Source organism: Pseudomonas sp. E1BtOHC1 (genome assembly GCF_058744285.1).
Genome location: NZ_CP196023.1, coordinates 4,426,768 through 4,439,275 on the forward strand (window position 1 = coordinate 4,426,768; position 12,508 = coordinate 4,439,275).

The window sequence follows — 12,508 nt, forward strand, 5'->3', positions numbered from 1 at the left end:
CCGGCCATGAACCCTACAAACGATCTGATCGACCACCTGCTGCGCCTGGGCGACAGCGCCCTGATCCAGGGCCAGCGCCTGTGCGAATGGTGCGGCCGGGCGCCGGCCCTGGAAGAAGAACTGGCGCTGATGAATGTCGGCCTCGACCTAGTGGGCCAGGCCCGCAACTGGCTGGACTATGCCGCCGAGCTGCTGGCCGATGGGCGCGACGCCGACCATCTGGCATTCCGCCGGGACGAGCGGGCCTACCGCAACCTGCTGCTGGTGGAGCAGCCCAACGGTGATTTTGCGCTTACCATGCTCAAGCAGTTCTTCTATGACGCCTGGCACCTGGAAACCCTCCAGGGCCTGAGCCAGTCCAGCGACCCGCGCCTAGCCGGAATCGCCGCCAAGGCGCTCAAGGAAGTCACCTACCACCTGCGCCGCTCCAGCGAATGGGTCGAGCGCCTGGGGGACGGCACCGAGGAAAGCCACCAGCGCATGCTGCAGGCGACCCCGCGGCTGTGGCGCTTCACTGGCGAGCTGATTGAGCACCACGCCGGTGAGATCCAGCTGCATCAGGCGGGTCTGTGGGCGGACCCGGCCCGGGTTGCCGAAGCCTGGCGCGCCACCGTAGAAGCCGTGTTCTGCCGGGCGACCCTGCCCGTGCCCGAGGCCCCGAGCCCTTTCTACCTGGACGCGCGCCGGGGCCTGCACAGCGAACACCTGGGCCCGCTGCTGGCCCAGATGCAATTCCTGCCGAGGGCCTACCCCGATGCGGTCTGGTGAGTTGATCGGCAGCGACCAGGGCGCGCGGCCGATGCGGCCTGGGGACCTGGACCTGGCCTGGGCCACCCTGGATCGGGTGATGGACCCCGAGGTGCCGGTGGTCAGCGTGCTGGACCTGGGCATCGTTCGCGACCTTGGCTGGCAACAGGGCCACTTGCAGGTATCGGTCACTCCGACCTATTCCGGCTGCCCTGCCACGGAAGTGATCGAGAGCGACATTCGCCAGGCCCTGGAACAGGCAGGCTTCGCGGCACCCAGACTATTGCGCCAGTTGACCCCGGCCTGGACCACCGACTGGATCACCGAGCGTGGCCGCCAGCGCCTGCAGGCCTACGGCATCGCGCCACCTTCGGGCAGCAGCAAGCGCAGCCTGCTGGGGGAAGCGCCTGCGGTGCACTGCCCGCAGTGCGGCAGTGCCCACAGCGAACGCCTCAGCGAGTTTGGTTCCACCGCGTGCAAGGCCCTGTATCGCTGCCGTGACTGCCTGGAACCCTTCGACTACTTCAAGTGCATCTGAGCCGCCAGCCGCCTCAGAGGAGAACCGCCATGAGCCAGTTCCACCGCCTCACCATCAAGGACGTACGCAGCGAAACCCGCGACGCGGTGTCCATTGCCTTCGAGATTCCCCAGCACCTGCAGCAGCAGTTCCACTTCACCCAGGGCCAGCATCTGGTATTGCGTACCGAGCTGGATGGCGAGGAAGTGCGCCGTTCCTACTCCATTTGCACCGGGGTCAATGACGGTGAACTGCGCATCGCGGTGAAGCGCATCAATGGTGGGCGTTTCTCCGCCTTCGCCAATGAGCGGCTGCAAGCCGGACAGTCTCTTGAAGTGATGCCCCCCGCCGGGCGTTTCCATGTAGAGCTCGACCCCCAGCGTCGCGGCCATTACCTGGCGGTGGCCGCAGGCAGCGGCATCACGCCAATCCTGTCGATCATCAAGAGCACCCTGGAAACCGAGCCCCACAGCCGCATCACCCTGCTCTACGGCAACCGTTCCAGCGCCTCGGCGCTGTTTCGCGAACAATTGGAGGACCTGAAGAACCGCTACCTGCAGCGCCTCAACCTGGTGTTCGTCTTCAGCCGCGAGCAGCAGGACATAGACCTCTACAACGGCCATATCAACCAGGACAAATGCCAGCAGTTGTTTGCCCGCTGGCTCGATGTCCGGCAATTGGACGCGGCCTTTATCTGTGGCCCCCAGGCCATGACCGAGAGCGTGCGCGACAGTCTCAAGGCCGCGGGCATGGACGCCGAGCGAATCCACTTCGAGCTGTTTCATGCAACCGGCGACGGACACAAACGCCAGGCCCGTGAAGCCGCCCGAGTGCTGGACGCCCAGGTCAGCCGGATCACCGTGATCAGCGATGGCCGGGCCCTGGCCTTCGACCTGCCGCGCAACAGCCTGAGCCTGCTGGACGCCGGCAATGCCCAAGGCGCCGAACTGCCCTATTCGTGCAAGGCCGGAGTCTGCTCCACCTGTAAATGCAAGGTCATCGAAGGTGAAGTGGAAATGGACAGCAACCACGCGCTGGAAGACTACGAAGTGGCGGCCGGGTACGTGCTTTCCTGCCAGTCGTTCCCGGTCAGCGCCAAGGTGGTGCTGGACTTCGACCAGCTCTGAACCCTGCCCTCACGAAGATCCCGGATTGGCACTGGTGCCTCCGGTGCCAGCAGTCACTGGGTCCACTCACCGGCACGGAGCACTCCGCGCCGGCCTTAATTCACCGTTCGGAGCGTTCTGCCATGTCACAGTCTCCTACCCTGCAAAGTTTTATCGCCGGCCGCTGGGTTGGCCAACACCCGGCCCAGGCACTGCGCAGCGCCATCGATGGCCATGAAGTGGCCCGCACCCACGAAGAGCCCCTGGACTTCGCCGAGGCCCTGGAGCACGGGCGCCAACAGGGTGGCCGCGCCTTGCTGGCCCTGGATTTCCAGCAGCGGGCCCAGCGTCTCAAGGCCCTGGCGCTGTACCTCAGCGAACGCAAGGAACAGCTGTACGCCCTGTCCCACCACAGCGGCGCAACCCGGGCCGACAGCTGGATCGATATCGAAGGCGGCAACAGCACCCTGTTCAGCTACGCCGGACTCGGCTCTCGGGAGCTGCCGTCGGGCAACCTGCTGCATGAAGGCCCGGCGCAATCCTTGAGCAAGCTCGGCAGCTTTGCCGGCACCCACATCCTGGTGCCCCGTGGCGGCGTGGCGGTGCACATCAACGCGTTCAACTTTCCCATCTGGGGCATGCTGGAGAAGTTTGCCCCGTGCTTCCTCGCCGGCATGCCGTGCATCGTCAAACCCGCCAGCGCCACCAGCTACCTGACCGAAGCCACCGTGCGTCTGATGCATGAATCCGGCTTGCTGCCAGAAGGCAGCCTGCAACTGGTGATCGGCGGCACCGGCGACCTGCTGGATCGCCTGCAAGGCCAGGACCTGGTGACGTTCACCGGTTCCGCCGTCACCGCCGGCAAACTGCGATCCAACCCCAACCTGATCCGCCACTCGGTGCCCTTCAATGCCGAAGCCGACTCCCTGAACTGCGCGATCCTGGCGCCGGACGTGACCCCGGACGACCCGGAGTTCGAGCTGTTCATCAAGGAAGTGGTGCGAGAGATGACGGTCAAGGCCGGTCAGAAATGCACCGCCATCCGCCGCGCCATGGTCCCGACACAACACCTGGATGCCGTGGCCACGGGATTGCGCGAGCGCCTGTCCGGGGTGGTGGTGGGCGATCCGTCGGTGGAAGGCGTGCGCATGGGCCCCCTGGCCTCCCATGAGCAACAGCGGGACGTGACCGCGCGCCTGGAAAGCCTGCTGCACAGCAGTGATCTGCTGTTCGGCGCCCGGGACGGCTTCGAACCCCGGGGGGGAAATGTCAGCCAGGGCGCGTTCTTTGCCCCGACCCTGCTGCTGTCCCGTGATCCCCTGGCACAGGGTGGTGCCCACGATATCGAGGCCTTTGGCCCGGTCAGCACCTTGATGGCCTACGACGATCTGGACCAGGCCCTGGACCTGGCCGCTCGCGGCAAGGGCAGCCTGGTGGCCAGCCTGGTGACCAAGGACCCGGGCATCGCTGCCCAGGTCATTCCCCGGGCCGCAGCCTGGCATGGCCGGCTGCTGGTGCTGGACCGCGAATGCGCCGGCGAATCCACTGGCCACGGCTCGCCGCTGCCGCAACTCAAGCATGGTGGCCCGGGCCGCGCCGGCGGCGGCGAAGAGCTGGGCGGCCTGCGGGCGGTCAAGCACTACCTGCAGCGTGCAGCCGTCCAGGGCTCCCCGAGCATGTTGGCCGCGGTAACCGGCGAACACGTGCGTGGCGCCAAGGTTATCGAGACGCAGGTCCACCCGTTTCGCCGGCACTTCCAGGACCTGCAGATCGGCGAATCCCTGCTGACCCACCGGCGCACTGTCACCGAGGCCGATCTGGTGAACTTCGGGTGCCTGTCAGGGGACCACTTCTATATGCACTTCGACGAGATCGCCGCCAAGGAGTCGCAATTCGGCAAGCGTATTGCCCACGGCTACTTCGTGCTCTCTGCGGCGGCCGGGCTGTTCGTGTCCCCGGCACCGGGCCCGGTGCTGGCCAACTATGGCCTGGATACCTTGCGCTTCATCAGCCCGGTGGGCATTGGCGACACCCTGCAGGCGCGCCTGACCTGCAAGCGCAAGATCGACCAGGGCAAACAGAGCCCCCAGGGCACCCCGCAAGGGGTGGTGGCCTGGGACGTGGAAGTGACCAATCAACTGGGTGAACTGGTGGCCAGCTACGACATCCTGACCCTGGTCGCCAAACGCACCACCTGACCGCAGGAGCCGGTTTGCCGGCGAACAGGCCCTCACGACGAGGTCGACCTTGAGGTTGCCTTCGCCAGCAAGCTGGCTCCTACAAGAGCTGGCCGCAGCACCGACCACCGTAGGAGCCGGCCGCAACACCACCCACCGTAGGAGCCGGCTTGCCGGCGAATGGCGCTCACGACGATGTCGAACTTGAGAAGGCCTTCGCCAGCAAGCTGGCTCCTACAGGTGAGGGGAGATTGTGGCAAAAGATTTCATGGATTCTTGATTCTCGATCCGGCTTGCGGCAAGTTGCGCGCTTCTCACTACTAGGAGCAGCCCATGTCCGGCTCAATGGCCCAGGCGTTCGCGCACAATTTTCTCGGCCACTCACCCCGCTGGTACAAGGCAAGCATCATCGCCTTCCTGCTGCTCAACCCCCTGCTGTTCTTCTGTGTCAGCCCGGCAGCGGCCGGCTGGTGCCTGGTGATCGAATTCATCTTCACCTTGGCCATGGCCCTGAAGTGCTACCCCTTGATGCCCGGCGGTCTGCTGTTGGTGCAAGCGCTGTTGCTGGGCATGGCCACGCCCCAGGCGCTGTACGACGAGCTGGTGCACAACTTCCCGGTGATCCTGCTGCTGATGTTCATGGTGGCGGGCATCTATTTCATGAAGGAACTGCTGCTGTTCCTGTTCTCGCGCCTGCTGCTGGGGGTACGGTCCAAGGCGCTGCTGGGGCTGCTGTTCTGCTTTCTGTCAGCCTTTCTCTCGGCCTTTCTCGACGCCCTGACCGTTACCGCAGTGATCATCAGTGCCGCCGTGGGCTTCTACTCGGTGTACCACCGGGTGGCCTCCGGCAATGACCCACGCCAGGACAGCGGCTATGGCGATGATCAGCATCTGCCTTCCCTGCACCACGACGACCTGGAGCAATTCCGCGCTTTTCTGCGCAGCCTGCTGATGCACGGTGCCGTGGGCACGGCTCTGGGGGGCGTATGCACCCTGGTGGGCGAACCACAGAACCTGTTGATCGGCCATGAAATGGGCTGGCACTTTGCCGATTTCTTCCACAAGGTGGCGCCAGTTTCCCTGCCGGTGCTAGCCGCCGGGCTGGTGACCTGTGTGCTCCTGGAAAAACTGCGCTGGTTCGGCTACGGCACCTTACTGCCGGACAACGTGCGCCAGGTACTGGCCAACTACGCCGCCGAAGACGACGCCCAGCGCACCGCACGGCAACGGGCAGCCTTGCTGGTCCAGGGGCTGGCGGCGCTGATCCTGATTGTCGGCCTGGCCCTGCACGTGGCGGAAGTCGGGCTGATCGGTCTGTTGGTGATTGTGCTGATCACCGCCTTCACCGGAATTACCGACGAACACCGGCTGGGCAACGCCTTCAAGGACGCCATGCCCTTCACCGCCCTGCTGGTGGTGTTCTTTGCCGTGGTGGCGGTGATTCACCAGCAACAGCTGTTCGTGCCACTGATCCAGTGGGTGCTGGCGCTGCCGGCGGACCAGCAGCCAGGCATGCTGTTCATTGCCAATGGCCTGCTGTCGGCCATCAGCGACAATGTGTTCGTCGCCACCATCTACATCACCGAAGTGAAACAGGCCTTTGTCTCCGGGCAGATGAGTCGCGAACACTTCGAGACCCTGGCCATCGCCATCAACACCGGCACCAATCTGCCCAGCGTCGCCACCCCCAATGGTCAGGCCGCCTTCCTGTTTCTGCTGACTTCGGCAATTGCGCCACTGGTGCGCCTGTCCTATGGACGGATGGTGTGGATGGCCCTGCCCTACACCGTGGTGATGGGCCTGCTGGGCTGGTATGCGGTGAGTTACTGGCTTTAACGCAGGAGGATGTAGCGCTCGATCGCTTCGGCAGCACCATCATCCTGGTTGCTGCCGGTGATCACGTCGGCCTGGTCCTTGACCTGCTCTTCGGCCTGGCCCATGGCAATCGACAACCCGGCACGCTGAAACATCGCCGGGTCATTACCGCCATCCCCCAGGGCCGCTGTACGCTCCAGGGGCACGCCGAGGTGCTCGGCCAGGGTCACCAGGGCTTGTCCCTTGTCCGCCTGCACGGCAGTGACATCAAGGAACCGTGGTTGCGAACGGGAGGCCTGGGCCAGCCCGGCCGTTTTTCCCTGCAAGCGCGCTTCCAGCTCCAGCAGCAGCCGGTGGTCATTACTGGCGGCAACGATCTTGTCGATCCGCGGCAGGTAATCCGCGAAACTGTCCACCACCTTCGGCCCATAGCCCAGCGCCTGGCGCTCAAGGGGCATCAAGGGACCGTCGAGGTCGCGCACCAGCCACTCGTTGTCGGCAAAGACCCAGGTTTCGATCTGCGGATACGGCTGGAACAGCAGCAAGGCGGTGACCGCCGCCTCCACCGGTACATGATGGCGAACCAGGAAGCTGCCATCGGGATTGACGATACTGCCACCATTGAACCCGGCAGTCGGCAGATCCACACCCAGGGCCTCGATCTGTTGCTGCATGGCCCGCGGCGGACGCCCGGTGGCCAGGCTGAAGGCTACGCCGGCTTCACGCAGGGCGCGGACTGCGTCCAGGGTTCGAGGGCTGAAGCGGTGATCCGGGCGCAACAGGGTGCCGTCCATATCGCTGAGCAGGAACTCGATGGGCCGCACCTTGCCCCCCTTCATCCGAGAGCCCGCCACACGCGACCGTCCCGGGCCAGCAGCTCATCACCGGCATCCGGGCCATCCTCACCCGCAGGGTAGGTCTGCACCGTCGCGTCCTGCTTCCAGGCATCGAGGAAAGGCTGCACGGCGCGCCAACCGTTCTCGATATTGTCCGCCCGCTGAAACAGCGTCTGGTCACCGATCAGGCAGTCGTAGATCAGCGTCTCGTAGCCGGTGGACGGCTGCATTTCAAAGAAGTCCCGGTAGGCGAAGCCCAGTTCGATATTGGCCATGTCCAGGCTTGGCCCGGGCTTCTTCGCCAGCAGGTCGAACCACATGCCTTCGTTGGGCTGGATCTGGATCCGCAGGTAGGTCGGCGACAGTCGATCAACTTCGGTATCGCGAAACTGCGCGTAGGGTGCCGGCTTGAAGCAGATGACGATTTCGGTGTCACGCACGCTCATGCGCTTGCCGGTGCGCAGGTAGAACGGCACCCCGACCCAGCGCCAGTTGTCGATCATCACCTTCAGCGCGACATAGGTTTCGGTATTGCTGTGCGGCGCGACATTGGCTTCTTCGCGGTAGCCCGCCAGGACCTTGCCCGCAACGGTGGCGGCGCGGTACTGGCCGCGCACCGAGTTGGCCCGAGCCTCCTCCAGTGACCAGGGGCGGATCGCCCCCACCACTTTGGCCTTCTCGCCGCGCACTGCATCGGCGCCAAAGGCCGCTGGAGGCTCCATGGCCACCATCGCCAGAAGCTGGAACAGGTGATTGGGCACCATGTCCCGCAGGGCGCCGGTGTGTTCATAAAAGCTGCCACGGGTTTCGACCCCGACGGTTTCCGCCGCGGTGATCTGCACGTGGTCGATGTAATGGTTGTTCCAGAACGCCTCGAACAGGCTGTTGGAAAAACGGCTGACCAGGATGTTCTGGACCGTTTCCTTGCCCAGGTAATGGTCGATGCGATAGATCTGTTTCTCGCTCATGACCTTGAGCAAGCAAGCGTTGAGAGCCTCGGCAGTCTGCAGATCGGAGCCGAAGGGCTTCTCGATCACCACCCGGCGAAAGGCATCCGGCCCCTCCTCCAGCAACCCCGAAGCCCCCAGGCGCTGCACCACTTCACTGAAGAAGCGCGGCGCGGTGGCCAAGTAGAACACCGCGTTGCCGGTGCCGCTGGCGGCAATCCGCGCCGCCAGTTCGGCATAGGTGGAGTCGTCGAGGAAGTCGCCCTGGACGTAGCTGATACCACGGGTCAGGCGAGCCCAGACGGCGGCGTCCACGGACGCCCCCTGGCCTTGTTTGTTGAGCACTTCATCGCGAAGGAAGTCTTCCAGCAAGGTGGCGAACTCAGCGTCGCTCACCGCGTTGTGGTCGACGCCGACAATCCGCAGTCCCTCATCCAGCAAGCCGTCGCGGCTCAGGTTGTACAGCGCCGGAGTCAGCAGGCGCTTGACCAGATCACCGCGGGCGCCGAACAGGAACAGCGTGGTCGGCGGCGCGGGCAACGCCTTGGACTTCTTTCGCGTAGAGGTCATTTCTTACCGGTCTCCACATGGCCGCCAAAGCCGAAGCGCATGGCTGACAGCAGCTTGTCGCCATAGGTGCCCTGGCCGCGAGAACGGTAGCGGGAGAACAACGAGTTGGACAGCACCGGAACCGGTACCGCCTGCTCCATGGCCGCTTCGATGGTCCAGCGCCCTTCGCCACTGTCGGCCACGGCACCGGAAAAACCGTCGAGCTTCGGATCGCCGGCCAGGGCATCGGCGGTCAGGTCCAGCAGCCAGGAGGACACCACGCTGCCGCGACGCCAGACTTCGGCGATGTCCGCCACATTGAGGTCAAAGCGCTGGTCTTGCGGGAGGATGTCCGAAGACTTGGTCTTGAGGATGTCAAAGCCCTCGGCGAAGGCCTGCATCATCCCGTACTCGATGCCGTTGTGGATCATCTTGACGAAATGCCCGGCACCGGCAGGACCGGCATGGATATAGCCACGCTCGGCACGGTCGTCATCGGAAACGCGATCCTTGGTCCGTGGAATCGAACCCAGGCCGGGGGCCAGGGCCGAGAACAGCGGGTCCAGACGCAGCACTTCATCAGCATCGCCGCCGATCATCATGCAGTAGCCGCGCTCCAGGCCCCAGACGCCGCCGGAGGTGCCGACGTCGATGTACTTCAGGCCTTTTTGCGCCAGATCCCGGGCGCGGCGGATGTCGTCCTTATAGTAGGTGTTGCCGCCGTCGATGATCACATCACCCGGCTCCAGCAACTGGCTCAGGGTGTCGATGGTCTCTTCGGTGGGTGCGCCGGCGGGCAGCATGACCCAGACCGCGCGGGGTTTTTCCAGGCCGGCCACCAGGCCTGGCAGGTCGGCGACGCCCTTGGCGCCTTCGGCGGCCAGGGTGCTGACGAAATCGGTGTTGCGGTCAAAGACTACGGTCTCGTGCCCATTGAGCATCAGGCGCCGTGCAATGTTGCCGCCCATGCGGCCCAGTCCAATAATCCCCAGTTGCATGTGCTGATGCTCCTACTGCAAAAAATTCAGATCAAAAATGTATAGCCCAAAGGGCTGGGTGCAAACGTCGAGGGGCGCAACTATACAAGGCGAGACGCTCCAAGACAGCGCAATCTTCAGACAAAACGCCAGTTTTTGCGGCGACCTGCGCGCAATGCGGCGCACCCAAGCCCGATCACCTGCCCCAGCCGGCGCGGACTGCGTGAAGATTAGTCCCGACACTTGGGACGAAGTTTCTGAAAACTTGGAGGGATAACGACGCAAAACGCCAGGAAGGCACAACGACCACGAAAAATAAAAAAGTTCCAATTGCCCAAAAAAGAAATAAAATCGCCGCCATCAGGCGCTGTGAAAACGTCACGAGTGAAGGCAAGACTGTTTTTAACGCGGTATTGCCGAACACAGTAGTTTTCACGCTGCCTGCGATGGTGCTTTGCGCAAGGGATGCGGCCAACAAAGCATAGTTGAGGCATACCAGTTGCGAGGTGAAGCAATGGGCACAGTACTACCGGCACGACCAGCACAGACTCTCTACGTGACCATTCGTCGTGACGAATTGCGCCAACTCAAAGACGAGCGCGATCAATTGCAACGGGAACTCGCCCAATTGCGCCTGATGTTGCAGAACCAGGGGCAAGCCCCCGCAGCAGCGCGGCACCTTCCCTCCGCAGGCTGAACCTCGCCCCGGAACGCAGGCCCCGCCTGCGTTCACAGCTCTACTCACTCCCCGCCACAAATCCCCCGCCACGCCTGATCCTGGCGCCTGCTACGCCGAACAAAAATCCAACGCTGTGCTAACGAACTTTTCACACTTGCCTATCGATACTCGCGGCCATTGTGGCCGTCTTGTTACAGACGACGGCCTTCATTCGCGGCGCTGAACCGGCGCGCAATGATCATGGAATTGTGGGGAGCGCTCAATGGCATGGTTCAAACGCAGTAGCACGTCTGCGGCAGGTTTTGACTGGATGGGGCTGCTCTGGCTGTTCCTGTTCTTCTGGTATTTCTCCGGCATCACCCAACTGCTGATTCAACTGACCGACACTTCCGGATTCGCCGGTTTCCGCCAGGCGTTCTTCATGAGCGCCATCTGGCTGGCGCCGATGCTGCTGTTCCCGGCACGCACCAAAGTCATGGCCGCAGTGATCGGCGTGGTGCTCTGGGCCTGTTCCATGGCCAGCCTGGGCTACTTCTTCGTCTATCAGCAGGAGTTCTCGCAAAGCGTCATCTTCATCATGTTCGAGTCCAACCCCTCGGAAGCCGGTGAATACCTGACGCAGTACTTTGCCTGGTGGATGCTCCTGGCGTTCCTGGCCCACACCGCCTTCGCGGTCTTCCTCTGGACCCGTCTGCGCCCGGTTTACCTGCCCCGGGGCCAGGCCCTAGTGGCTGCCGTGGCGATCCTGGTGGCGATTGTCGGCTACCCGCTGGTCAAGCAACTCGCTCGCACCGACACCCTGGCGGACGGCCTGGAAAAGTTCGAAACCCGTATCGAACCTGCCGTGCCGTGGCAGATGGTGGTCGCTTATCGCCGCTACCGCGAGCAACTGGACGGCATGCAGGGCATGCTCGACAGCGTCAGCAAGATCCCGCCGCTGACCAACCTCAAGGACAGCATGGCCAACCAGCCGGCCACCCTGGTGCTGGTGATCGGCGAGTCCACCAACCGCCAGCGCATGAGCCTCTACGGCTACCCACGCCAGACCACCCCGGAACTGGACAAGCTCAAGGACCAGTTGGCGGTGTTCAACAACGTCATCACCCCGCGCCCCTACACCATCGAGGCGCTGCAACAGGTGCTGACCTTCGCCGACGAAGAAAACCCCGATCTCTACCTCAAGACCCCGTCCCTGGTCAGCGTGATGAAGCAGGCCGGCTACAAGACCTACTGGATCACCAACCAGCAGACCATGACCAAGCGCAACACCATGCTCACCACCTTCTCCGAGCAGGCGGACGAGCAGGTGTACCTGAACAACAACCGCAACCAGAACGCCCGCCAGTACGACGGCGATGTGCTCGAGCCCTTCTCCAAGGCCCTGGCCGACAGCGCTCCGCGCAAGTTCATCGTGGTGCACCTGCTGGGCACCCATATGAGCTACCAGTACCGCTACCCGCCGAGTTTCGACAAGTTCACCGATCGCCAGGGAGTGCCGGCCGGCGTGCGTGACGATCAACTGCCGACCTACAACAGCTACGACAACGCGGTGCTGTACAACGACTTCGTGGTCTCCAGCCTGATCAAGGACTACGCCAAGAGCGATCCCAACGGCTTCCTGCTGTACCTGTCGGACCACGGCGAAGACGTCTTCGACTCCGCCGGCCACGACACCCTGGGGCGCAACGAAGGCAAGCCCACGGCGCCTATGTACACCATCCCGTTCATGGCCTGGGCCTCACCGAAGTGGCGGGAAACCCATGACTGGAACTTTGCATCCGACCTCAGCCGCCCTTACAGCAGCTCCCAGCTGATTCATACCTGGGCCGACCTGGCGGGCTTGAGTTTCGACCAGCTGGACCACAGCCGCAGTCTGGTCAGCGACAGCTTCAAACCGCGTCCGCTACTGATTGGCGACCCCTACTCACGCCAGAGCAAGCCGCTGATCGACTTCAGCCTGATGAAACCCAAAGCGCCGGTGGACGCGACCGTGGTACAGAAGTAAGCACCCGACTCGGGGGCCGCAACGGCCCCCAAACCCGTCCCTACGCAACAGCCCCCTTACACCCGTAGCAGCCGGGTTGCCGGCGAAGAAGCCATCAAGCCCTGCGCCGACCTCTCGGACGCCTTCGCTGGCAAGCCAGCTCCTACAGCAGTC

The 12,508-nt window shown here is 63.6% G+C and carries 10 protein-coding genes; 7 read left to right on the forward strand and 3 right to left on the reverse strand.

What is annotated here, in order from left to right; translation table 11 throughout:
* Positions 1 to 6 precede the first annotated feature (6 nt).
* The 5 genes from paaC to nhaB all read left to right on the forward strand — a co-directional run bounded on the left by paaC (position 7) and on the right by nhaB (position 6,383).
* Positions 7 to 768 carry a 1,2-phenylacetyl-CoA epoxidase subunit PaaC gene (gene paaC / locus ACSSVC_RS19945; RefSeq protein ID WP_346634363.1) on the forward strand — a complete coding sequence of 254 codons (762 nt, stop codon included), beginning with the start codon at positions 7 to 9 and terminating at the stop codon, positions 766 to 768.
* The gene (paaD, locus tag ACSSVC_RS19950) at positions 755 to 1,285 is read left to right on the forward strand and encodes a 1,2-phenylacetyl-CoA epoxidase subunit PaaD (RefSeq protein WP_492611234.1); all 531 of its coding nucleotides are present in this window, start codon (positions 755 to 757) and stop codon (positions 1,283 to 1,285) included. The genes paaC and paaD overlap by 14 nt, the downstream gene beginning before the upstream one ends.
* 29 nt (positions 1,286 to 1,314) lie before the next feature.
* Complete coding sequence (paaE, locus tag ACSSVC_RS19955; protein ID WP_404936910.1) at positions 1,315 to 2,391, forward strand: 1,2-phenylacetyl-CoA epoxidase subunit PaaE; 1,077 nt, start codon at positions 1,315 to 1,317, stop codon at positions 2,389 to 2,391.
* A 122-nt stretch (positions 2,392 to 2,513) separates the two neighbouring features.
* Positions 2,514 to 4,568, forward strand: coding sequence for a phenylacetic acid degradation bifunctional protein PaaZ (gene paaZ / locus ACSSVC_RS19960; RefSeq protein WP_492611235.1), 2,055 nt, complete (start codon positions 2,514 to 2,516; stop codon positions 4,566 to 4,568).
* Positions 4,569 to 4,880: 312 nt separating this feature from the next.
* Positions 4,881 to 6,383 carry a sodium/proton antiporter NhaB gene (gene nhaB, locus ACSSVC_RS19965; RefSeq protein ID WP_346634359.1) on the forward strand — a complete coding sequence of 501 codons (1,503 nt, stop codon included), beginning with the start codon at positions 4,881 to 4,883 and terminating at the stop codon, positions 6,381 to 6,383.
* Here the strand turns inward: nhaB and ACSSVC_RS19970 are convergent.
* From ACSSVC_RS19970 to gnd, 3 genes are read right to left on the reverse strand one after another with little or no spacing between them, the layout of a single operon-like run.
* Positions 6,380 to 7,201 carry a Cof-type HAD-IIB family hydrolase gene (locus ACSSVC_RS19970; RefSeq protein ID WP_346634358.1) on the reverse strand — a complete coding sequence of 274 codons (822 nt, stop codon included), beginning with the start codon at positions 7,199 to 7,201 and terminating at the stop codon, positions 6,380 to 6,382. The genes nhaB and ACSSVC_RS19970 overlap by 4 nt on opposite strands.
* The gene (gene zwf / locus ACSSVC_RS19975) at positions 7,198 to 8,715 is read right to left on the reverse strand and encodes a glucose-6-phosphate dehydrogenase (protein WP_492611236.1); all 1,518 of its coding nucleotides are present in this window, start codon (positions 8,713 to 8,715) and stop codon (positions 7,198 to 7,200) included. The genes ACSSVC_RS19970 and zwf overlap by 4 nt, the downstream gene beginning before the upstream one ends.
* Entirely contained in the window at positions 8,712 to 9,692 is a 981-nt protein-coding gene (gnd, locus tag ACSSVC_RS19980; protein ID WP_346634356.1) for a phosphogluconate dehydrogenase (NAD(+)-dependent, decarboxylating), read from the reverse strand. Before gnd ends, zwf begins: the two co-directional genes overlap by 4 nt.
* Before the next feature lie 493 nt (positions 9,693 to 10,185).
* On the opposite strand from gnd, the gene ACSSVC_RS19985 reads away from it, so the two are divergent.
* Both ACSSVC_RS19985 and ACSSVC_RS19990 read left to right on the forward strand, forming a co-directional pair.
* Positions 10,186 to 10,368, forward strand: a complete 183-nt coding sequence (locus ACSSVC_RS19985; protein WP_346634355.1) for a DUF6026 family protein — start codon at positions 10,186 to 10,188, stop codon at positions 10,366 to 10,368.
* A gap of 244 nt (positions 10,369 to 10,612) precedes the next feature.
* Complete coding sequence (locus ACSSVC_RS19990) at positions 10,613 to 12,355, forward strand: phosphoethanolamine transferase CptA (protein ID WP_346634354.1); 1,743 nt, start codon at positions 10,613 to 10,615, stop codon at positions 12,353 to 12,355.
* The last annotated feature ends 153 nt before the right edge of the window (positions 12,356 to 12,508 follow it).